The 21,154-nt window shown below is 64.3% G+C and carries 16 protein-coding genes; 4 read left to right on the top strand and 12 right to left on the bottom strand.

The features are described 5' to 3' along the window. Positions 1 to 226: 226 nt before the first annotated feature. Positions 227 to 826, top strand: coding sequence for a hypothetical protein (locus HY921_08935; protein ID MBI5630995.1), 600 nt, complete (start codon positions 227 to 229; stop codon positions 824 to 826). On the opposite strand, the gene HY921_08930 is transcribed toward HY921_08935, so the two are convergent. The 3 genes from HY921_08930 to HY921_08920 are packed head-to-tail and all read right to left on the bottom strand — an operon-like array spanning position 823 to position 6,909. Further along, positions 823 to 1,944 (bottom strand): aminoglycoside phosphotransferase family protein, encoded by a 1,122-nt coding sequence (locus HY921_08930; GenBank protein MBI5630994.1) that lies wholly within the window; start codon positions 1,942 to 1,944, stop codon positions 823 to 825. The two genes, HY921_08935 and HY921_08930, sit on opposite strands and share 4 nt — an antisense overlap. A 34-nt stretch (positions 1,945 to 1,978) precedes the next feature. Continuing rightward, a complete protein-coding gene (locus HY921_08925) occupies positions 1,979 to 4,504 on the bottom strand; it encodes a protein kinase (protein ID MBI5630993.1) in 2,526 nt (841 codons plus the stop codon). A gap of 47 nt (positions 4,505 to 4,551) precedes the next feature. Beyond that, positions 4,552 to 6,909, bottom strand: coding sequence for a protein kinase (locus HY921_08920; GenBank protein ID MBI5630992.1), 2,358 nt, complete (start codon positions 6,907 to 6,909; stop codon positions 4,552 to 4,554). 64 nt (positions 6,910 to 6,973) lie between these two features. Between HY921_08920 and HY921_08915 the strand changes: the two genes are divergently transcribed. Next, on the top strand, positions 6,974 to 7,333 hold the full coding sequence (locus HY921_08915) for a hypothetical protein (protein MBI5630991.1): 360 nt from the start codon (positions 6,974 to 6,976) through the stop codon (positions 7,331 to 7,333). On the opposite strand, the gene HY921_08910 is transcribed toward HY921_08915, so the two are convergent. The 6 genes from HY921_08910 to HY921_08885 are packed head-to-tail and all read right to left on the bottom strand — an operon-like array spanning position 7,330 to position 14,845. Further along, complete coding sequence (locus tag HY921_08910; GenBank protein MBI5630990.1) at positions 7,330 to 8,286, bottom strand: 4-hydroxythreonine-4-phosphate dehydrogenase PdxA; 957 nt, start codon at positions 8,284 to 8,286, stop codon at positions 7,330 to 7,332. The genes HY921_08915 and HY921_08910 overlap by 4 nt on opposite strands. Beyond that, on the bottom strand, positions 8,258 to 9,328 hold the full coding sequence (locus HY921_08905; GenBank protein ID MBI5630989.1) for a peptidylprolyl isomerase: 1,071 nt from the start codon (positions 9,326 to 9,328) through the stop codon (positions 8,258 to 8,260). Before HY921_08905 ends, HY921_08910 begins: the two co-directional genes overlap by 29 nt. After that, on the bottom strand, positions 9,312 to 10,163 hold the full coding sequence (locus HY921_08900) for a peptidylprolyl isomerase (protein MBI5630988.1): 852 nt from the start codon (positions 10,161 to 10,163) through the stop codon (positions 9,312 to 9,314). The genes HY921_08905 and HY921_08900 overlap by 17 nt, the downstream gene beginning before the upstream one ends. A gap of 4 nt (positions 10,164 to 10,167) precedes the next feature. After that, a complete protein-coding gene (gene mfd, locus HY921_08895) occupies positions 10,168 to 13,242 on the bottom strand; it encodes a transcription-repair coupling factor (GenBank protein MBI5630987.1) in 3,075 nt (1,024 codons plus the stop codon). Continuing rightward, positions 13,230 to 14,129, bottom strand: coding sequence for a hydroxymethylbilane synthase (gene hemC, locus HY921_08890; GenBank protein MBI5630986.1), 900 nt, complete (start codon positions 14,127 to 14,129; stop codon positions 13,230 to 13,232). Before hemC ends, mfd begins: the two co-directional genes overlap by 13 nt. A 29-nt stretch (positions 14,130 to 14,158) precedes the next feature. Further along, positions 14,159 to 14,845 carry a hypothetical protein gene (locus tag HY921_08885; protein ID MBI5630985.1) on the bottom strand — a complete coding sequence of 229 codons (687 nt, stop codon included), beginning with the start codon at positions 14,843 to 14,845 and terminating at the stop codon, positions 14,159 to 14,161. Positions 14,846 to 14,933: 88 nt separating this feature from the next. Here HY921_08885 and alr point away from each other — a divergent pair, with 88 nt between their 5' ends. Beyond that, positions 14,934 to 15,992 (top strand): alanine racemase, encoded by a 1,059-nt coding sequence (gene alr / locus HY921_08880; protein MBI5630984.1) that lies wholly within the window; start codon positions 14,934 to 14,936, stop codon positions 15,990 to 15,992. Position 15,993: 1 nt separating this feature from the next. On the opposite strand, the gene HY921_08875 is transcribed toward alr, so the two are convergent. Beyond that, positions 15,994 to 18,255 (bottom strand): transglycosylase domain-containing protein, encoded by a 2,262-nt coding sequence (locus HY921_08875; GenBank protein MBI5630983.1) that lies wholly within the window; start codon positions 18,253 to 18,255, stop codon positions 15,994 to 15,996. A gap of 26 nt (positions 18,256 to 18,281) precedes the next feature. Between HY921_08875 and HY921_08870 the strand changes: the two genes are divergently transcribed. Next, positions 18,282 to 19,640: an FAD-dependent oxidoreductase gene (locus HY921_08870; protein MBI5630982.1), complete on the top strand. Its 1,359-nt coding sequence runs from the start codon at positions 18,282 to 18,284 to the stop codon at positions 19,638 to 19,640. Here the strand turns inward: HY921_08870 and HY921_08865 are convergent. Further along, positions 19,634 to 20,101: a hypothetical protein gene (locus HY921_08865; GenBank protein MBI5630981.1), complete on the bottom strand. Its 468-nt coding sequence runs from the start codon at positions 20,099 to 20,101 to the stop codon at positions 19,634 to 19,636. The genes HY921_08870 and HY921_08865 overlap by 7 nt on opposite strands. Beyond that, the gene (gene mnmA / locus HY921_08860; GenBank protein MBI5630980.1) at positions 20,098 to 21,144 is read right to left on the bottom strand and encodes a tRNA 2-thiouridine(34) synthase MnmA; all 1,047 of its coding nucleotides are present in this window, start codon (positions 21,142 to 21,144) and stop codon (positions 20,098 to 20,100) included. Before mnmA ends, HY921_08865 begins: the two co-directional genes overlap by 4 nt. Between the last annotated feature and the right edge of the window lie 10 nt (positions 21,145 to 21,154).

Raw genomic sequence — 21,154 nt, 5'->3', positions numbered from 1 at the left:
GCTCATGACTCCCTGTATTTTTGATTCGATTTTTCGATTCAAAAACACAGGGAGAAACAAGACGACCCCCACAAGCTCTCCTTAAGGACTTACTTCCCGCAGAAAGACGGCGGGAGCGGCGATCTAACGTAGGTCAAAAGTCCTAATTATTTGGTGGGACCAAAGACTAAAAAGACTTCCCCACCAGGCCCCTGCGCTGGCCCATTGCCGCGGTTAACCTCAACACATGAATAAAATCAAGCCGTTCCTTGCCCTGCTCGCCGCGACCGTCTCCGCGACCTCGGTCCGGCCCGTCTTCGCGATTCGGCCAACCGAAGCGGACATCGCGGCCAAAATCGAGGCGCACAAATGCGAATCCGGCTGGACCGAGGCCGACAAGAGATTCACTGGGGATGAGCGCTGCCAGATAAAGGAGACAGCCGCGAAGGCGCGCTCCGAGCAGGAAGCCGAGTTTTTCAAGATTCAAAAATCATTCGGCCAGACGCAGAAGATTCCAATCTCCGACTATGACGCCTTTCGGGCCAAGGCGGAAACTCTGCTGGCCAAGCTCAATAACTCCAGCAAAGCGCTTGCCCATGAAAGAAGAAGGATCAGAGATAAGCTGATCAGAAATTCTTGGTATTTTGAAGAAAAGTACAATTCCTCGGATGCGGATAAAACCGCGGCCGCAAGGAGAATCCTCATTCTTGCCGCCTGGCAGGAGGATCGGGCTCAGCTTCAGGTTTATCTTGATGAGCTCGGCCAGCGCATCCGACAGGAGATGAACACCCGCGCGGCCATTCACAAAATCGAACTCCCCTGCAAGGCCCCCAGCGGCGTCTTCTAGAACCGCGCAAGGGTCTTGCGGATGAGGCCCTCGCGGGCCTCGATGGACTCGCAGAGGCGGAACTGGACCCGGGCGCGGTTCAAGTTGTGCTCGGGGTAGCGCACCTTGAAGTAGACGTCGCCGGCGAGGTAATCCTGGAAGAAGCGCAGGCCGAGCTCGAAGGCGATGAGGCGGATCGAGTCGTAGAGGTAGTCGCGGTCGGCCTCGCTCAGGAACTCCTTGGCCTGGGACATGTAGCCCTGGATGAAGGCCTCGCAAAGGTCCACGTCGAAGGCCACAGTCGAAAGATCGCGAGCCTCTTCCCCCACCGGGTTGCAGGCCGAGCGCAAAGCGTCGCCGAAATCATAGTGGATGAGGCCGGGCTTGACCGTGTCCAAATCCACTATGCTCGTGCCCTTGCCCGTGAGCTCGTCTATCATGATATTGTTGAGCTTGGGGTCCCCGTGGATGAGCCTCAGTCGAAGCTCGCCGCGCTCCAGGGCCGACTCCAGAACCCCCGAGAGCTTTCGGCGGCCTTCAATGAAGCGTGCCAGGCGCTTGGCCTCGTCCGAGGACTTGAGCCTCTCTCCCCCGGCCCGGTCGTTGAGAACTTCATCGTAAGCCTTGAGATAGGCCGGGGTCACATGGAAATTGGGCAAGGTATCGCGCAGACGCGAAGGGTCGAGGTCCGAGAGGAGGCGATGGAACTGCCCCAAGACGCAGCCGGCCTCCAAGGCGTGCTCGGGGCCCTGGGCGCAGTCATGGGAAACGGCCGAGGCGATCACGGTCATGGCGCGCCAATGCCCCCCCTCCTCGTCCAGGTGGAAATCCCTGCCGTCCCGCGTCGAGACCAGGCGCGGGAGTTGCCAGATCCGGTCCGCCTCATCGGCCTCCCGCTCCACTTTGCGGTGGACGTGCTCGGTGACCACCCGCATATTCTCCATGATCCAGGCTGGGTTCTTAAAAACCCTGAGGTTGATCCTCTGCACGATGCCGCGCTCCTCCGAGAAGGGGGTGCGAAACACCGCCAGAAAGGTATCGTTGACGTTCCCGGAACCCAAGGGCTGGATGGTGACCAAACGGCCCGGAAAGCGGAACTGCCGGGCGACCGAGGTTAAATCTACCGCTGTCTCGAGCATGGACGGCTATTATAGGTAATGGAGGGGGCCGCTGTCAGCCCAAAACGCGGCCGGGGGAAAGATCCTCCAAGGCGGCCATGAGCTCCCCGGCGCTCGCAAAGCGCCGGCCGGGGTCGGGGTCCAAGGCCTTGGCCAGGACCTCGTCGAGGCCCTCGGGCAGGCCCGAAGCGGCCTTGGTCAAGGGCGTGTAGTTCTTCTGCACCTTGTTGAGGAACATGCCCGCGCCGCTCCCCTGGAAGGGCATCTGACCCGAAAGCATCTCGTAGAGGCAGACGCCGAGGGAATAGATGTCGGCGGCCCGGCCCACCTCGCCTTGCTCCTGCTCCGGAGCCATGTAGGGAGGCGTGCCCACGACGGTGTTGGTGAGCGAGCGGCGGCTGGCCGCGTCCTTGGCCATGCGGGCGATGCCGAAATCCATGACCTTGGCCTGGCCGTCTTGCGTCACCATGATGTTGGACGGCTTGAGATCGCGGTGGATGACCCTGCGGGAGTGCGCGTAATCCAAGGCCTCGGCCACGCCGCGCAGTATCTCCAAAGTCTGAGACCAGTCCAGGCGCCCATGGGCCCCCGCCAAGTCGTAGACGGTCTTGCCGGGCACGAACTCGAAGATGAGATACACCTCCTCTTGGTCCTCCACGATGGCGTAAATGTCCACGATATGAGGGTGATGGAGGGCCGCGACAAGGCGGGCCTCGCTCAAAAAGCGCTCGCGCTCGCGCGGATCCTGGCGCAGTTCCTCCCTCATGCGCTTGACCGCCACCCGGCGGTTCAGGGAGACATCGGTCCCCTCGTAAACCTGGCCCATGCCCCCGATCCCGATCTGGCGCGAGAGCCGGTACTGGCCGCCGATCACGCCGGGCTCAGGAGGGCGGGCGTTCGGCCAGCGTCCGGTCTGGATACGGGTCCTGAGCGACGGCATGAAAAACGGCGCCGCGCCGAAGGCGAGCAGGAGAGCGCCGGCCGCGACGGCCAAGGCGACGAGGACCAGCCGAGAGCGACGGGCGGGAGCCGAGCGAGGGGCGGCTCGGCCCTCCTCCGGGAATAAGAAGAGCAGGTCCGCGTCCTCGGGAAGCTGGAGGGCGGCTTCGAGAATCGGCCCATAGCGGGGGTCGAGGGCCGCGGCCGCCTTTAGGGACTCCTGCATGGGGTCCCTCTCTGCCAAACCCGCCAAGGCCATGGCCCGCAGGTAATGGGCCGCGGCGTCCTTGGGGTTGACCTCCAGGGCCGCGTTGGCCGCCTGCAGGGCCTCCCGGTAGCGCTTGAGGCGGTTCAAGGCCGCCGCCTTGGCGTCGAGAAGGGGTCCGTTCTTGGGATCGAGCTTGAGTCCCGCCTCCGCGTCCTCCGAGGCCTTGTCATAGAGACGGGTTTTGGCGTAGGCCGCCGAGCGCATGTACAGGGCCTGGGCGTTCATGGCGTTAAGCTCGATCGCCCGAGTGGCCTGGGCGATCGCGTCCTGGTAGTCGCCGAGACCCAAAGAGTGCCTGGCCTGCTGAGCATAGCGCGCTGATTGGGCCAGGACCACAGGCGTCTCCGCCGCCGCGGCCGCCTTGGGGGAAGCCGCGAGACCGCCGAAGCCTTCTCCCGGCGCGCCGTCTTGGGACTCTGAAGAATTCCAAGCCGGGACCGCGGCGCCGGAGGGGGCCTTGCCCCCCACCTCGTGGGAAAGCTGGGCCAAGGCCAGGGCCTGGGAATCCGAGGGATCGATTTTCAAGGCGGCCTTGGCGTCCTGGGAGGCCTCGCGGTAATTCTTGAGCTCGTACTGCGCGGCCGCCCGGCCCTTTAAGGCCTCGAAATGGCCGGGGTCCAATTGGATCGCCTTGGTGTAATACTCCACGGCCTTCTTGGCATCGCCCTCCTTCAAGTAGGCGTCCCCGCCTTGGGACCAATTGTAAGGGTTGGGCGGGTTGTTGTGGATGGTATGGTCGGCGTGGTTCTTGGCGCCGATGACGCTGTTCATGATGGAATCCAACCCCGCCTTCATCACTATGTTATGGACGCTGGCCGGATTGGCCTCGTGCCCGCGAGGGTCTCCCCAGCCGGGCCCCGCGCCGGCTAGGCCCCGCTCATGGCGCGGCAGCGGCAAATGATCCAATCTCTCCCCGGATTTTTCCATTTGGCCGCGGTATTTCTCCAGCAGACTGTCGTGGGACTGGGCGGAAATGACGCGATTTTTGAAATCGTCCTCCAGCTTAACGTACTGGGCCGCGACCATCAGGATATGGTTCACCTCGGTGATGATGGTGGGCTTATACCTGCGCCGCGAGTCCTGGCCGGGAAGATTGTCGACCAACTCATGCATGACCCTGTGGAATTTTTCAAAGGTCCCGGGCCATTTCACCTCGAGGAGGGCCTTCTGCTCGGGTTTCAAGGGCAGGAGTTCGTCCTCGTCGCCTTTGCGGTGGTCTTCGGGCGGCTCGGCCGGCAAGTCCGGCGCGGCGGGAGGCTCCTGGTGATCGTGGCGGCCGCAGGAGCGGGCGTCCTTTCCGCAGACCATCGGCTCGTCGGCCCCCGCGCAAGCCGGGAGCGCCACCATCAGAAAGGCGGCGAGGATCATCCTCACAACGAGAGTGTAGGGGGCCCCCCTTGATTTGTCAAGGCAAGCCCGGCTTATTTACCGTTTTTTAAGATTGAGACGGCCTCCCACAGCTCGGAGGGGCTCGCATAACGCTTCCGGGGATCGGGATGCAGGGCCTTGGAGAGGACTGCGTCGAGCCCGGCGGGCAGGCCGTTTTTCGCGGCCTGGGTGATGGGAATGTGCTTGCCGTTGAGTTTGTTCAAGAGAAGCCCCGCGCCCTGGCCGGCGAAGGGAAGGCTTCCGGAAAGCATCTCGTAGAAGCAGACGCCCAAGGCGAAGAGATCGGACTCCTTGCAAACCGCTCCCTGCTCCTGCTCAGGTGCCATGTACGGAGGCGTGCCCACTATGGTCCCGGTCATGGAAAGCTTGGTCAGAGCCTCCTTGGCCTGGCGGGCCACACCGAAGTCCATGACCTTGGCCTGGCCGTCCTCGGTCACCATGATGTTGGAGGGCTTGAGATCCCGATGGATCACCTTCTGTCGGTGCGCGTACTCGACGGCCTGGCAGGCACCCTCCAGTATGCGGCAGGCCTCCCCGTAGGAAAGGCCCCCCTTCTCGTCGATCCAGTCGGCCAAGGTCTTGCCCGCCACGTACTCGAAGATGAGATAGACCTCGTCCTGGTCCTCGACAATGGCGTAGATATCCACGATGTGCGGGTGATGCAGGGCAGCCACGGTCCGAGCCTCGGTCACGAAATGGCGCCGCTCCACGGGGCTAGCGCGTATCTCCTCGCGCATCTTCTTGACGGCCACGCGGCGGTCGAGAGCCTTATCCCGGGCCTCGTAAACCATTCCCATCCCGCCAGAGCCGATGCTCCGAATAATTTCGTACTGGGAGTGAAATTTTCCTCCACTGCGGGCTTTTACCCCGAGCTTATCCGCGGCCGGCGAGGCCCCCAGGACCCGACGCAGCGTGGCTCGCGCCCTTTCGCGCCAGGCGGAGGAAAGGATGTTCAGGAAAGCCAGGGCCGTGAGGATCCCTCCGCTCACGGAGAGGATGAGCAGGCGCAAGAAGCGCCGATTGCGCGAGCTCGCGGGAACGGGGACGGGCGCGGGCTTTTGCCGAGAGGCCGGCGCCTCGTCGAAAAGATACAGCAGATCAGCCCCATCGGGGGCCTGCGAAGCTCCCTCATATCTAGGCTTAAAACGCGCATCGAGTTCGGCCGAGAGCCGCAAGGACTCCAGGACCCCCGCCCTGTCCCCCAGCCCCGCCAAGGCAAAAGCCCGGTTCTGGTAGGCAAAACCATTGCCGGGCTCGCTTTCCAAGGTCGCGTTGGCATCGGCCAAGGCTTCCTGATACCTTTTCTGCTTGCTGAAGGCCCAGGACCTGGTCTGAAGGGCGGCAGCGCTTCCCGGGACCAGGCTCAAGGAAAAACTCGCGTCATAAACCGCCTCGCCGTAGCGCCCGAGCTTGTTGTCCGCGATGGCCCGATAATTCCAGGCCTGCGCGTTGCCAGAGTTGAGCTCGATGGCCTTGGAGGCCAAGGCATGGGCCGAGGCGTAGTCCTTGATGGCCAAGGCCGAGGCGGCCTCCAAGGTCACGGCGGCCGACTGGTGGGCGCCCGAGGCGGGCGCGGGGCGCCCGGCCTGGGCCGCGATCTCGGCCGCGGTCCTGGGATCCCCTCCCCCCTCCCAGAGCACTCCGCTGGACTCGTCCTCCATGGCCGAGGGCAGACGGGCCGAGGAAACTTTCCCCCGGGCAAGGTTGGCCAGAGCCAGGGCCGTCTTGTTTTCAGGGTCTTTTTGAAGGGCGAGCTTGGCGGCCTCCTCGGCCTGCTCGTAGTCGCCGAGGGAATACGCAGCGCTCCCGTAGGCCGCCAAGGTCTCGGCGTCGCCGCCGCCCAGTTGGATGGCCCGGGCAAGCCTGCGGTGGGCCTCCCGGAAACGCCCCTGCCAATAGTAGACCAGCCCCAGGTCCCTCTGGGCTTCGGGGTCGTTGGGCTTTTTCTGGGCCTCGACCTCGGAAACGATGACGCGGGCCTTGGCCCCGGGATCGCCGGCCTCGGTGGGCTGGGGCTTGACCTCCTGCGGGGGAACGAGGGTCCGGGCCAGATGGGTCATCACGTTATGGGCCGCGCGAAACAGCTCTTCCTGATTGATGTCTTGGAGGTCCTCCGAGTCCACGGGCTCCACGTCGAGCTTCTTGGTGAGGAGGGAGCGCATGGCCTCTTTATACCGCTCCCGGTCCTGCTCGGAAGCGCCGGGCTTGGGCTCGGGCGGCAATTGCCCGAGGTTCTTTAAGACCACAGCCTTGACGGCCTGGTAGAGCCCTGGATTCTCCTTCTTGTCCACTATCTCCTGGATGGTGGAATCCACGATTTTCTCGCGGCTCTCGGCGAAAGCGGAGGGCGGGCCCAAGCCCAGAAAAAGAAGAAGAAGGCATTTCCTCATTGGGTGGCTCCAGTTTATCCCCCACCACTTGATTTGTCAAGCAAGGGGGGCTATCCTCTGGCTCATGAATAAAATCCCGCGCGCGGCCCTTTTCGCGGCCTGCCTGGCCCTATCGGCGGCGGCTCCGGCCCGCGCCTGCGAGTTGAACGACACGGACTACGCCTCGTTAGCCCAGTCGAAATCGCAAGTCACTCGGCAGAATTTCGGCAAGCTCTCGGAAAAGCAGAAGAAGACCCTCTGCAACACGCGGGCTTTCCTAAAAAAAGTCAGCTCGGGCGCCAAGATCGACTGCGGGGCCATCCCCATCTGGAGCTACCGCTACCTGACCGATGAGGAATTCGACCGCCTCGACAAGGTGACCACGCGCTGCATCGTCGAAGAACTCGACAAGAAGGGCCTGGCCGGAAGAGGCCGCTCCTCCTAGACTCGGCAGAGGAAGGCCGCGAGCTCGGCCGCGGCCATGGTGGCGCGGCAGTCGGGCCTAGAGCGCCCCGCGATGTCGAAGCCCGTCCCGTGCCCTGGAGAGGTCCGGACGAAGGGAAGCCCCAGCGTCCAGTTGACCGCCTCTAGCCCCGCCGCGACCTTGAGGGGGATGAGGGCCTGGTCGTGGTAAAGGCAGACCAAGCCGTCCAATTTCCCCTCGCGGTGCCAGCGCCAGGCCGTGTCGGCCGCGATGGGGCCTGTGATATCCACTCCCGAGCGCCGAGCACTCAGGACCGCGGGGGCCAGAATCCGGCCTTCCTCGGCGCCCAAGAGTCCCTCCTCGCCGGCATGGGGATTGAGGGCGCACAGCCCCAGGCGCGGCCGCGCCAGGCCCAGAAGGCCCAAGGCCCTCTTCAAGGCACGGGCGGCTTGGGCTAGAGAGACAGCCTTGAGCGCCCGCGGAACTTTTCTCAACGGGACGTGGCGGGTCGCGGTGAGGCACCAAAGTTTGAGGCGGGGAATACCCAGCGCCATCTGGACGTCGGCCTTGGTCTTCTCCCTAAAAAACTCGGTATGGTCCCGGTACGGGATTCCCGCCAAATCCCAGGCTTCCTTGGAAATGGGAGCCGTGACGATGCCCGACACAAGGCCACGGACGGCCAGGCGCAAGGCCAAGCGCAAAGCCGAGAACGAGCTGGCGCCTCCCGCAGCACTTGCGCGCCCATAAGGAGGAAGGCTCGCCGCCGGCAGGCCCGGGCTCAGGATTTGGGCTAGACCCGGCCGCCAGCCCGCCCTCTTCCAGACTCGACGCTCACCGACCAGAAGGGGAACGCAGCGCCGGCGCAAATTTCCGGAGCGCAGGGCCCCGAGAACGGCCGCGGCCCCTATCCCCGCGGGATCGCCGCAGGTGAAAGCCAGGACCGGCTTAGAGTGCGGGAAGATGGCGCTCGGCAACGGCCTTGCCCTTCAAGGATTTGACGTAGGCCTCCAGCTCCTTCTGAAAGCCGACATCGGAGAGGAACTTGGAGAGGTCATCCTTGAAATCAGCGAAATTGGGCTGCTGGGCCGCCTTCTTGCCCCTGAGCTTGAGGATCTGGTAGCCGAAATCGCTCAGGATTGGCTCGCTGACCCCGCCTACGGGCAAAGCGAAGGCGGCCTTCTCCATGGCAGGGGGAAGCATGCCGCGGTAAACCTCCTTGGGAATCCGGCCGCCCTGGGCCGCGCTCTCCGGGTCCTCGGACTCGGCCGCGGCGATCTCCTCGAAGCTCTCCGGCTTGGCCGAGAGCCTCTTGTGGATGTCTATGGCGGTCTTGAGGGCCCTCTTCTTCTCCGCCTCGGATGGCTTGGGCGAGACCTTAATGAGGATTTGGGAGATCTCTACGCTCTCGGAGCTCTTGAGCTTCACGGCCTGGGCCACCTGCAGGAAGGCCTGGGCCTCCTCATCGCTTAGGCCCTTGGGGGCCGAGGCCGAGCCGGTCTTCAAATGGGCCAGGACCCTTTCGAAGTAGGCCTTGGACTCCTTCTCCTCGGGCACCTTGACCTTGGGGCGCACCGCCTCCTCGATGAGCTTGCGGGCCTTGATCTGCTTCTTGAGCCTTTCCGTGAACTGAGAGTAGGTGATCCCGTCCCTTTCCAACTGTTTCTTGAACTCCTCCTCGCTGGGGAATCGCTGCTTGATTTCGGCCTCTCCGTTCTCCACGTCGCGCTCCCGCACCTTGATCCCTTTTTTGTCCGCCTCTTGGGACATAACCTCCTGGTCAATGAGCTGCTCAAGGGTGGTCTCCCGGAGCTTTTTGAGATTGGCGGGGTCGCGCATGGCATCGGGGGCCTCGCTGTTCCAGTACTGCATGGCGCTGGCCAGGGCCTTCTGGTACTCGGACAAGAGGATGGGCGAGCCATTGACCACGGCCACCGTGTCCTCCATCACCTTGGCCGAAAGCCCGGCCGGGCATAGGGCCAGGAACGCCAGAAGCGCGCGGCTACTTGAATTCTTCATCCAAAACCTCCACTGGGAATTTCTCCTGGACCGACTGCAGGTGCCGGTCGAGCTTCTGCTTCTCCAAGAGGCGCTCGATGCGCTCCCGCGCCTCCGCAAATGAGAGCCTTCTCTCCCCCTCCTTCTTGAGCACGTGATAGCCAAACTTGCTCTTGATGGGCCCGCTGATTTCCCCCACTTTCGTGCGGAATACCACGTCCTCGAGCTCGGGAATGACCTCCCCGAAAAGGGATGAGCGCATCCTGCCGCCGTCGGACGCCGTGGCCGAGTCCAGGGACTTGCTCTTGGCGAGCATGGCGAAGTTGGCGCCCCCCCTGGCCTTCTTGGCCGCGACCTCGGCCTCCTCGGGGGTGGCCAGGAGAATATGGCGGACCTGCACCTCAACGGGATGCCGGCGGTGGTAGTCGCGCGCGTCCTCCTCGCCGGCCTTGAGGACTCCCTTGGCGCGCAGTTCCTCGAGCCACAGGCGGGTGAGGAGGTACTCCTTGCCCTCGCGCAGGCGCTCCTCCTCGTCGGCCCTCAAGCGCTCCATCTGCGCGAGGAATTCCTGGGATTTCGGCACGTCGGAGGCCCGGGCCGCGGCCAGGATCAGCTTCTCCCGGATGAGGATGTCGAGAAATTGCCGCCGCCCATTGGGCGTAAGGACGTAGTTTTGGTAGTTCTCCGCGACCTCGGCGAGCTTCCTGCGGAACTCCGCGCGCGTGATTTTAAGGGGCCCGACCGTGGCCACGAGCGGCTCCTTGCGGCCGCAGGCCAGGCCCGAGAGGCCGGCCAGGGCCAGGACCCAAAGGCCGCGGCGGGAGAAAAAAGGCGCGCTCATCGTGTCGAGCCCCATCGTATCATTTTTGGAGCCCGGCGAAGAATCCCTCGAGCCAGTCGAGGGCCGTCTCGGAGCCCAAGTCGAGGGAGAACCCGTCTCCCTCCAGGGAGCGAAGGAACTTCAAGCGCCCCCGATATCTCTCCGCCCATTTCAGGAACTCGGAGGGCTCCAAGGGAGCCTCTATCCTAAAATGAACCTCGAGCTCCCGGCCCTTCTGGGCCAAGGACCTGACCCCGGCGTCCTTGGCCCGGGACCGTATGTTGAGCAGACGCAGAAGGTCGAGCACTGGCTGGGGGGCAGGGCCGGACAAGTCCTCAAGCTCCCGGAGGAGGCTCTCCGACTCCCCAGGGGCGGCCCGGAGTATGCGCTTGTAGAACTCGAGACGCGCCATCTCATCGGGCAGGTAGCTCTCGGGAATATAGGCCGCGACGTTCAAGTCCAAGGCCACGGGAGAGTCGTCCTCCCGCCGCAGGCTCCCGGAGAGACGCTCCACCTCCTCGCCCAGCATCTGAGCGTAGAAGTCGGCCCCGACCGCGTTCATGAAGCCGTGCTGTCTGGCACCCAGGAGCTCCCCGGCCCCGCGCATCTCCATGTCGCGCATCGCGAGCTTGATTCCGGAGCCAAGATCCGCGAACTCCCTCAAGGCCTCGAGCCGCTGGCGAGCCTCCTCGGACAGCGCCGAGAACTCCTCGAAGCGCTTGGGGTAGAAGAAATAGCAGGAGGCCTTTCGGCTCTCGCGCCCGATGCGGCCGCGCAGCTGGTAGAGCTGGGCCAGCCCGAATTCATGGGCGTCCTCCACGAGCAAAGTGTTGACCGAGGGGATGTCGAGGCCGGATTCGATGATGGTGGAGGCGACCAGGACGTCGAATTTCTTGTTGAAGAAGTCCCACATGGCCGTCTCCAGCTCCTCGGCCTTCATCTTGCCGTGGACCATGGCCAAGCGCGCCTCTGGCACGATTTTCTTGAGATGGTCCAGGCACTCGGCAAGAGTGCGGACCCGGTTGTGCACGTAATAGGCCTGCCCGCCGCGCGAAAGCTCCTCGGAAATGGCCGAGGCCACGATGGCCTCGTCCCACGGGCCAACTTTGGTCGTAATCGGCTGGCGGCCGACGGGCGGGCTTTGGATGAGAGAGATTTCCCGCACCCCGGACATGGCCTGGTGCAAGGTGCGGGGGATGGGGGTGGCCGAAAGCGAGAGGATGTCCACGGTCTTTCGCAGGCTCTTGAGCCTTTCCTTGTCGCGCACCCCGAAGCGGTGCTCCTCGTCCACGATGATCAGCCCCAGGTCCTTGAAGGCGACCCCTTTCTGCAGGAGCCGGGTGGTCCCGATCACGATGTCCACAGTCCCGGCCTTGAGGCCCTCGAGGACCTTGCTATGCTCGGCCGGCTTCTGGAAGCGGGTTAATAGCCCCAGGCGCGCCGGATAGTCGGCCAGGCGCTCCAAGAAAGTCCTGAAATGCTGGTCCGCGAGTATAGTGGTCGGGACCAGGACCGCGGCCTGCTTAAAGCCCGCCACGCACTTAAAGGCGGCCCTCATGGCGACCTCGGTCTTGCCGAAACCAACGTCCCCCACGATCAGGCGGTCCATGGGCCGGCCGGCCGTCATGTCCTCCATCACCGCCGCTATGGCCTTGTTTTGGTCCTCTGTCTCCTCGTAAGGGAAGGCCTGGGCGAACTCCCGCTCCATGGCCGAGTCCGGGGGGAAGGCGTGCCCGGGGCGGCCGGCGCGCTCGGCCTGTATCCTGAGAAGCTCCTGGGCGAGCTCGCGCACTCCCTCGCGCACCTGGTGCTTGACCTCCTCCCAACTGCGGCGATCGAGAGAGGACAGGCGCGGGCGCTTGCCCTCGGCGCCGGAGTATTTCTGGATGCGCGAAAACTCCGCCATGGGAACGTATAAGGTATCCGAGCCGCGGAACTCCAGATGCAGGCAGTCCACCGCCCCGTGGCCCGGGGACTCTATCGGCGTGAGGCCCCGGTAGCGCGAGATGCCGTGGTCCTGGTGCACGACATAATCCCCTTTCTTGAGCTCCCGAAAGCGCAAGGCTTGGCCCGCCGGCGCCTTGAGGGAGCGCCAAGCCCGGCTCGGCCGGTAATGCCGGGAAAAAATCTCCGAGGTGGCCATGACGCAGAGCTTGAGGCCGGGATGCAGGAAGCCCTGCCTCAAGGGCCCGATCAGGAATTGGCACTGCCCGGGTGAGAGCTCAGCCTCCAGAATCTCCTGCGCGCGGGAGTCCTCGCCCCGGTTGAGGGAATAAAGAATGACCCTCCAGCCCTCCCGGGCCCGGGCTTTCATCTCGGCCCAGGCCGCGGACGGCCCCGCGCCGTGGGAGGGGTGGGGCCGGGCCCCGAAATCCAGGTCCTCGGCAGATAGCTCCAGGATGCGCCCGGCGCGCCAAAGCCGGGCCGAGGCGGGGGCTGCAACCTCCAGGCTCTCGGGAGCCACCGCCACGGCGTCCTCCCCCATCCAGTCCCAAAGGCTGGCGGAGCGGGAATCGAGGCTCTCAGGGGAGACGCGAGTCTCCCCCACGAAATCCAAGGTGGACTGGCTGACCGGATCGAAGCTGCGCATGGAAACGACAGAGGACTCGTCGAAGAGGACGCGGACGGCCTTGGCGGGATGGGGGTTGAAGAAATCCGCCACGGCCCCGCGCGCCGCGAACTCGCCCGGACTCTCGACGAAATCCACCCGCCGGTAGCCGGCCTCCGACAGGCGCTCGAGAAACCGAGTCCGCCCAAGAGCCATCCCGGCCTTGAGCTCGAATCCCCTCGCCTCGAAATCCGCCCGCGCAGGCCAAGTCTTGGCCAGGGCCTCGGGCGGGGCCAGGACCAAACGCGCCCCCGCGCGCAGGGCCTCGAGCGGCCCCAAGGAGGCCTCCTCGCCGAACAGGGCCACCGGCGGATTTTCCCCGCCGAAGAGCGGGGCCAGGGCCGCGAAGGCGTCGGCCATGTCCTCGAGCTCGCTCGGGTCCCCGGCCAGAAGCAGGAGCCGGCCCCTGAACGAAGGCGGCGCAAAGCCCGGCGGGAGATTTCCCGAGAGCAAGGATCGCGCCAAATGGCCCCAAGCCCCGGAGCCGGGAAGGCCTACGACGCGCATTCCCGGGCGAGCTCCGCCGCGAAGGAGTCCCTCCGGGGAAGGTCTCGGCAGACTCCGCTCAAGCGCCTGGGAGCGCGGCCCTCTGGATCGGACCAAAAAATCGAAAGCTCGACGGAGGCCCCTTCCGCCCGCGCGAGCGCCCCCAAAGGCACGGAACATCCTCCCCCGCAAGCCTTGAGAAAAGCCCTCTCGAACTCGACTTCGAGGCGGGTCCGCGAGTGGTCCAGGCGGGCCAGCCGCGAGGCGACCTCAGGCCGATCTTCCCGAGCCTCCGCGGCCAAGGCCCCCTGGGCGGGAGCGGGAAGCATGACTCCCACGGGAATTTTCTCATGGGGAACGGAGGCCCGGCCTAGGCGGGAAAGGCCGGCGTAGGCCAAAAGCAGGCCCTCGAACTCGCCCCGCTCGAGCTTCTTGAGCCGCGTGTCCACGTTCCCGCGCAAGGGAACCACCTCGAGATCGGGCCGGGCTTGGAGAAGCTGTATTTTTCGGCGCAGGGACGAGGTCCCGACCGCGGCCCCACGCGCGAGCTCCGCCAGGGCTTTCCCGCCCCGCCCGACGAAGGCGTCGCGGGGGTCCTCGCGCCTGGGGTAGGCCGCGATGAAGAGGCCCGGGGCCAGGTCCGCGGGCAAATCCTTGGCGCTATGCACCGCGAAATCGATCCGGCCGGCAAGCAAGGCCTCCTCGATCTCCTTGACGAAGAGGCCCTTGGTCCCCTCCGAGAGCTCATAGGCCTTTCGAGGGGCCTGGACCGCGAAAAGGTCGCCGCTCGTCTTTATGACGACGGTCTCCACCTCGAGCTCCGGCCAGGATTTCTTCAGCTCCGAGGCAAGCCACCCGGACTGGGCCAAGGCCAAGGCCGAGCCCCGGGTGCCCATGCGCAGTTTCACGGGGGTATTCTACTAATTACGAAGGAGAGCTATTTTGCGGCTACGGAAGGACCGTAAAAATAAAAGAGGCCCTTGTACCCCGCGTAACCTCTCTTGTCCTTGTTGGCCGCGTCGCAAGCGGCGGCCATGGGCTTGCCCGCGGCGTCTCTGTACACCTTATTTCTTTGGGCATCCTTGGGATCCCAATCGAAATCAAGCTGTTGGACGAAAGATAAATTTTTCGCTGGCAGACCGGACTCTCCCTGCGAGGAGCTAGCGAGCTTCTTCTTGGACCATTGCCAACCCTTGGTCCCGGCATTTTGCGCGACCGCCGCATCCTTGTCTTCTATGGCAAACCGCGTCCCATCCCTAAACTTCACCCCTTCGCCGTCGGCGTGATAATAATAGGCGACGTAGCCGCTCAACGAATCGTTCCCGCAATAAAGGGCCATCCTCTGCCGCTCCCAGGTCCATTCGAATTTGCCCGGAGAAGTCTCCTTGCAGACGTCGATGAATTGCCCCTGTCCGAAGAGCCTCAGATGGAGTTTCTGGTCCGCGGGAACGGCAAGGGAGGCCTGGTCCTTCGCCAGTTGTGGAGCCGCGATCTTGCCGGCTTGCTTTTCAAGGCACTCCTTCAGCATGCGGACGTCCAAGCTCGGAGCTTTTTCCTCCGCCCTGGCACAGCCGGGATTCAAAAGCGCCGCGGCAATCAAGAGAATCTTGGCATTATCAGTCATTTTTTACCCCCCAACGAACACGGCGTATTATAGAGCCCCTATCTGCGCTCCGTCAAGGGCCCGTTGGACAAAAAGCTATAATTTCGCCGTGCTCCCCCTGAAGTGGGTCGAAATAGACCTCGACGCCGTCGCCTCGAACGCTAAATGGGTCCGCTCGCGGCTCAAGCCCGGGACCCGGTTCATGGCCGTGGTCAAGGCCGACGCCTATGGCCACGGGGCGGCTCCAGTGGCCAAGGCCGTCCTCAAGGCGGGAGCCGACCTCTTGGGGGTGCTGACGACCTCCGAGGCCGCGGCCCTGCGCCGCTCCGGAATCAAGGCCCCGATCCAGGTCCTGTCTCCGCTGCTCCCCGCCAATGCCGGGGAAGTCCTCGCCCTAAGGCTCGTCCCCACCATAGACGATCTGGCCCAGGCCCGGGCGCTGAACGCCCGCGCGGGCTCGGCCCGGATTCCCGTCCACTTGGACCTTGACTTCGGGCTGGGCCGCTGGGGCATTCTCCCCAAGGATTTGCCCGAATTCCTGAGGGCCCTGGAGAGGTTCCCGGGGCTTCGGCTCGCCGGAATCTCGACCCATATCGACTACCTGCCGGGCAAGAACGCGGTGGAGGCGGAGGAGAAGCTCCGGGCCTTCGCCGGCGCGGCTCAAGCCCTGAAGCGGCGCCTGCCGGATCTCTGCTGCCACGCCGCCAACAGCTCGGTGCTCATGGATTTCCCGCATTGGCAAATGGACCAGGTCCGCGTGGGAAATCTCCTTTACGGGATCAACCCGACCCGGGCGCGCGCGTCGCGCCTCAAAAATCCCTGGAGCTTCAAGGCCCGCATCATCGCCCTGCGCCGGATGGCCAAGGGAAGCTCTATCGGCTACGCCAGCGAATACGTGGCCCCGCGCGGCATGACGGTAGCGACCGTCGCGGCGGGCTACTCGGACGGGCTCACCATGGAACCGGCGGAGCGACTGATCAGCTTCGGCCCTGGCTTCCAGTACTGGGGCATGCTCAAGGCGAGCAAGACTCCCTTCGTTGGGCGCTGCGGGATCTCCCATGTCCTGCTCGACGTAAGCAACGTCCCCGACGCCAAGGTCGGGGACTGCGTCGCCCTGCCCGTCCGCCGCACCGCGGCCAGCGCCCACCTGCCGCGCGTCTATGTTTAGATCACTCCAACAATAAAGGTTCGGCTGATTTCTCGAGCTCTTCATCGCTCGGCAGGGACTCGGGGATTTCTCCCTCGGCGGGAACAGCGCCGGCGGCGGGTACGGCCAGGGCCGGTTGGCTGATACCGGGGGCCGGCATTGCCTCGGGAGAAAGCTGGGACTCCAGGGGCTGGGAGTGGTCCACGCTGCAGAATTGCTTGGGCTGGGTGCCCTCGATAAAGGCCTCGAGGAATATCTTTTTCCTCGGGCAGGTGGGCAAGGCCAGCATCCCGGTGGTCGAATCGATTTTCTGGAAGGTGACCCCGTTCGGAACCGAGAAGTCGCGCTTGGGGTAGTCCTTGAGGACCTCCTCCATGATCTCCGTCCACCAAGGCAGCACCGTGGAGCCTCCGGTCCAGTCCTTGCGGCCCAAGGAGGAGAAATCATCGTAGCCCATCCAGGCCGCGGCCACCACGTCCGGGGTGTAGCCTATGAACCAAAGATCGCGATTGTCGTTGGTGGTCCCGGTTTTGCCGGCCAAGGGCCGCTTGAGCCTTTGGGCGTAGGTCCCGGTTCCGGACTGAATCACGCCCTTGAGAAGGTTGGTCATGAGGTAGGCAAGCTGGGGACTCATGGCCTCCTTCTCCGAGGGAACATGCTCCTGGAGCTGGCGGCCGCTGGAGTCCTCCACGCGCAAGACGGTATAGGGAGTCACGGCAATGCCGCCGTTGGCGAACGCGGCGAAGGCCCCGGCCATCTCGAGCGGGCTCACCACCGAGGATCCCAAGCCCAAAGAGAGCACCGGGTCTAGGTCGGACTTGATGCCGGCCCGATGCGCCATGTCCACGACCAGTGCCGGCCCCACGCGCTCGATAAGCCTCACCGAGGCCACGTTGCGCGAAAGCGCCAGGGCCTTGCGCAAAGTGACGGTCCCGAGGAATTTCCCGTCGAAGTTGTTGGGCACCCAAATCTTGAAGTCGGGGGACTGGGCGAAGGGGGCCGTCGCCAGATTGATCGAATATTGATCCGTGGCGCCCTCCAGCAGCCGCCAATCCCTGCCGTCGTAATAGTACGCCAAGGGGTTGTCGTCGACCAAAGACGCGGCCGTCATGCCAGAGCCCAAGGCCGCGGCCCAGACGAAGGCCTTGAAGGTGGAGCCGGGCTGGCGGCGGGCCTGGGTGGCGCGGTTGAATATCGAATCGCGGCCGCCGATCATGGCCTTGATGGCTCCGGTCTTGACGTCCATGAGCACGAAGGCGCCCTGTATCTTGGCGGGAGGCACGGTGGATATCTCCACGCCCTCGGCCGCCAAGTCCGCCTGGGCCCGCTTAGCCTCCCATTCCTTGAGAGCCTTCTCGTCGAACTCCGCCAGGCGCTTCTCCATGACGGCCTCGGCCATCTTCTGCATCTTGAGGTCCAGGCTCGTGTAAATCTTGAGGCCCCCGCGCCAGAGGGCGTTGTAGCCGTAGGTCTGCTCGAGACGGTGGCGCACGTGCTCCGCGAAATAAGGCGCCTGGGTCACGAAACCCAGGGGCTTGTTGATGGGCACCGGCTGTTCAGAGGCCGCGTCGCGCTCCTTGGCCGAGATCATGCGCTCCTCATACATGCGCTGGAGGACGATGTTGCGCCTCTTGCGGGCGCGCTCCGGATGGACGAAGGGGGAGGTGCGCACCGGAAGCTGGATGAGCCCGGCCAAGAGAGCGCACTCCGACAAATCCAGATCCCAGACCTCCTTGCCGAAGTAATTGCGGGCCGCGGATTGGACCCCGTAGGCTCCTTCCCCGAAATAGACCTGGTTGAGGTAAAGCTGGAGTATCTCGGGCTTGGAGAAATTGCGCTCGATCTGGATGGCCAGGAGCATCTCGCGCAGCTTGCGCACCAGCTTCTTTTGGGGGGAGAGGAAGATTTTACGCGCCAACTGCTGAGTAATGGTGGAGGCCCCCTGTGCGGCGCGGCGGGAGACCAAGTTCACCGCGGCCGAGCGCAGGATGCCCCGCGGCGACAGGCCCCAGTGACCGTAGAACTGGTCGTCCTCGACGGCGATCACCGCCTTCTGGAGGTTCTGAGGGATCTTGGCCAAGGCAAGGAGGGCCCTTTTCTCGATAGAGAACTCGGCCACGATCTCGCCCTTGGCATCGTAAAGGCGGCTCGTGAGCGAAGGCGTGTAGTCCTCGAGGGTCCGGATGTCTGGAAGACCCATAAGGAGGCGCCTCAAGGCCCAGGCCCCGGAGAGGCAGAAGAGGAGGAATGCGGCAAGAATCAGGTAAAATTTCGGCCTCGACACGGTAAAATTATATCATTTGCTCCAGAATGGCCGACAAAAGCGCCCCGTACGATGTCGTCGTGATCGGAGGCGGCATCACCGGCGCCGGGGTGGCGCGCGACTGCGCCATGCGCGGCCTTAAGACCTTGGTCCTGGAGAAATCCGAGCCGGGACGGGCCACCACCGCGGCCTCGACCCATCTCATCCATGGAGGCCTGCGCTACCTGCTTTATGACCGCCTGACCACCCACGCCACCTGCTGGGACTCGGGCCATATCCTGCGCTTGGCGGGGCCCATGCTCCGGCGCCTGCCCATCATTTGGCCGGTCTACGGAGGCCATGCCCACGGCCTCGAAACCGTGGAGACCTTGCTCGAGGAGTATGACCCCTTCCAGGCCATGAAGGGCGGCAAACCCCACCTGCGCCTCTCGCGGCAAGCCATGCTGGACCAGCTGCCGGGCCTAGCGCCTGAGGGCCTGCTCGGGGGAATATGCTTCGACGAGTGGTGGGTGGACCCCGTAGGGCTTGTGGCCAAGAATCTCGCGTCGGCAAAGCGCCATGGGGCCGTTCTCCAAAACCACGCCGGAGTGACGGCCCTTCTGCGCCGCGTGGGCCGGGTGGAGGGAGTGATCGCGGGAGGAGAGGAAATCCGCGCGCGCCTGGTCGTCAACGCCTCGGGTCCCTGGATCGGGCGCACCGCCGGCCTGGCCGGCATACAAATCCCCCTGCGTCTGCGCCAGGGCACGCACCTGCTCTATAAGAAGAAGCTCGTCCCCATGGGGCTCTTGCTCGAGGCCGTGGACCGAGGGCGTTCTATCTTCGTGATTCCCTCCCCGGAGGGAACCTTGGTGGGACCCACGGACATCCCCGCTCCCGATGATCCGGACGCAGCGCGCTCCTCCAAGGAGGAGGTCCAGTACCTCCTGGCCTCGGTTAAACGGTATTTCCCGAATTTCCCCCAAGCCTACGACGCCCTGACCTTGGGCATCCGCCCCATCCTGGGGCAGGCCGGCGACGAGAAGCTTCTCTCCCGCGAGTTCGAGGTGTTCGACCACGCCCGGCGCGACGCGGTGGCGGGACTGCTGACCATCGGCGGAGGCAAGATGTCGGACTTCCGGCTCATGGCCGAGGCCACGACCGACGAGGCCTGCCGGCTCCTGGGGCGCCAGGAGCCCTGCCGCACCCATGAAGAGACTTTGGAGGGAGCGCCCATCCACGATATCCCCCATTACCATCTGCCCTATGCGGGCCTGAAGGCGTTCCTAAAGAAACACCCGAGACTGAGACATCTCCACGCCCTCTCCCACCTGGGGCTGGCCTATGCCAAGCACTGGAGCCGGCGGAGAATGAAGCCCGGCGAGGAAATAACCACCGCCTCGGATTTGCTCGCCTACTATTCTCAGTAAACGCCGCGTTCTTGGTACCAAGGCCGGCCGCTGCTCGACTTGTGGGTGCAGTCGACGAAAACCACGATTTGCCTGTCGTTGTAGACGTAGCCCCAGCCCCCGGTATCCTTGAGCCGGGACCCGTCTATCTGCCCGCCCCGGAGGACGTCGAAGCCGTAAATCCGGACCTCGGTCGTGTCCTTATGGCCGCGCACCCCGGTCTCTGCCATGGGCATCTCGGCTAAATATTTGGGGATGAGGTCCTCTAGGGCTTTTGGGATATGCTTTTCCGCCTTGTAGTAATCCGAAAGGCTCGCCTCAAGCTTGGCCAAGCCAGAAATGGTCCGCAGCTCCCTGGTGCGGGCGTCGGCCTCCTGCAAATTGAGCTCGGTCTCGCGCGAGATCACCTCATCGCGGGAGGATTGGCAGCCGAGGGCCGATAGAAGCCCTCCTAAAATCATGAAGCCGAGCCAAATCCTCATTGGATGCCTCCCTGGGGCGAGATGGTGCCGCCCCCTAGGACCTCTTCCCCGTCGTAAAAGACAACGGCCTGGCCAGCGGTCACCGCCCTTTGAGGCTCGTCGAACCGGACCGAGACCTCGCGGCCCGGACGCGGCGCAAGGCTCGCCCAGGCCGGAGGATGGCGATGGCGAATGCGCGCTCGCGCCCGCAAGCCCTCGGGAGGCCGGCCTTGGGTCCAGGACACTTCTCCGGCCGTGAACTCAGAGCAGAAGGTCTCCTCCGCCTCTCCCACCACCAATGCGTTCTCTCGCGCCTTGAGCCCCACCACGTAGCGCGGCCGCGAGCCCGGCAAACCCAAGCCCTTGCGCTGGCCGACAGTGTAGGAGGAAAGCCCCTGATGGCGGCCCACCAAACGGCCCGAAGTGTCGACGATGGGCCCGGGGGCCGAGTCCTCACGGGAGAACTCCGGCCTGGCCTTGAGAAAACCTCGGTAATCGCGACGCGGCACGAAGCATATCTCTTGGCTCTCTGGCTTGTCCGCTGTCTTGAGCCCCAAGGCTCTGGCCTGGGCGCGCACCTCGCTCTTGGAGAGTTCTCCCACCGGAAAGCGCGCCAGGGACAGCTCCGAACGGGAGAGACTATAGAGGAAATAGCTTTGGTCCTTGTCCTCGTTCTTTGCCTTGTAAAGCCGCCCGTCCTTGACGCGGGCGTAGTGTCCGGTCGCCAGGGCTTCGGCCCCCCAGGCCTTGGCCAAGGCCAGGAGGTGCCCGAACTTGAGGCTGCGGTTGCACTCGACGCAAGGGTTGGGCGTGAGAGAGCCGAGGTAAGCCTCGACGAAGGGCTTCACGACCTTGTCCTCGAAAAGCTCGGACATGTTCAAGGTGTAGTGGGGGATTGCCAATGTTTCGCAGACCCTCTTGGCGTCATCGATATCGGAGGGAGAGCCGCAGCAGCCAAAGCCCGTCGAGACGCCGGGCAGGAGCTTCAAGGTGACTCCCGAGACCTGCCAGCCCTCCCGCGCCATCAGGGCCGCGGCAAGCGAGCTGTCCACCCCCCCGCTCATGGCGACGACC

The organism is Elusimicrobiota bacterium, assembly GCA_016218575.1.
In the GTDB taxonomy this organism is placed as follows: domain Bacteria; phylum Elusimicrobiota; class Elusimicrobia; order UBA1565; family UBA9628; genus JACRDN01.
The sequence above is the reverse complement of the archived record's forward strand: the minus strand, read 5'-3'. Positions and strand labels throughout refer to the sequence as shown.

Excerpts from the sequence above, each read along its gene's own strand:
- HY921_08900 (MBI5630988.1), bottom strand. The coding sequence starts at position 10,163 with ATGGGGCTCGACACGATGAGCGCGCCTTTTTTCTCCCGCCGCGGCCTT.
- HY921_08885 (MBI5630985.1), bottom strand. The coding sequence starts at position 14,845 with ATGACTGATAATGCCAAGATTCTCTTGATTGCCGCGGCGCTTTTGAAT.
- HY921_08870 (MBI5630982.1), top strand. The coding sequence starts at position 18,282 with ATGGCCGACAAAAGCGCCCCGTACGATGTCGTCGTGATCGGAGGCGGC.
- HY921_08865 (MBI5630981.1), bottom strand. The coding sequence starts at position 20,101 with ATGAGGATTTGGCTCGGCTTCATGATTTTAGGAGGGCTTCTATCGGCC.
- HY921_08920 (MBI5630992.1), bottom strand. The coding sequence starts at position 6,909 with ATGAGGAAATGCCTTCTTCTTCTTTTTCTGGGCTTGGGCCCGCCCTCC.
- mfd (MBI5630987.1), bottom strand. The coding sequence starts at position 13,242 with ATGCGCGTCGTAGGCCTTCCCGGCTCCGGGGCTTGGGGCCATTTGGCG.
- HY921_08915 (MBI5630991.1), top strand. The coding sequence starts at position 6,974 with ATGAATAAAATCCCGCGCGCGGCCCTTTTCGCGGCCTGCCTGGCCCTA.
- HY921_08930 (MBI5630994.1), bottom strand. The coding sequence starts at position 1,944 with ATGCTCGAGACAGCGGTAGATTTAACCTCGGTCGCCCGGCAGTTCCGC.
- mnmA (MBI5630980.1), bottom strand. The coding sequence starts at position 21,144 with ATGAGCGGGGGGGTGGACAGCTCGCTTGCCGCGGCCCTGATGGCGCGG.
- HY921_08905 (MBI5630989.1), bottom strand. The coding sequence starts at position 9,328 with ATGAAGAATTCAAGTAGCCGCGCGCTTCTGGCGTTCCTGGCCCTATGC.
- HY921_08935 (MBI5630995.1), top strand. The coding sequence starts at position 227 with ATGAATAAAATCAAGCCGTTCCTTGCCCTGCTCGCCGCGACCGTCTCC.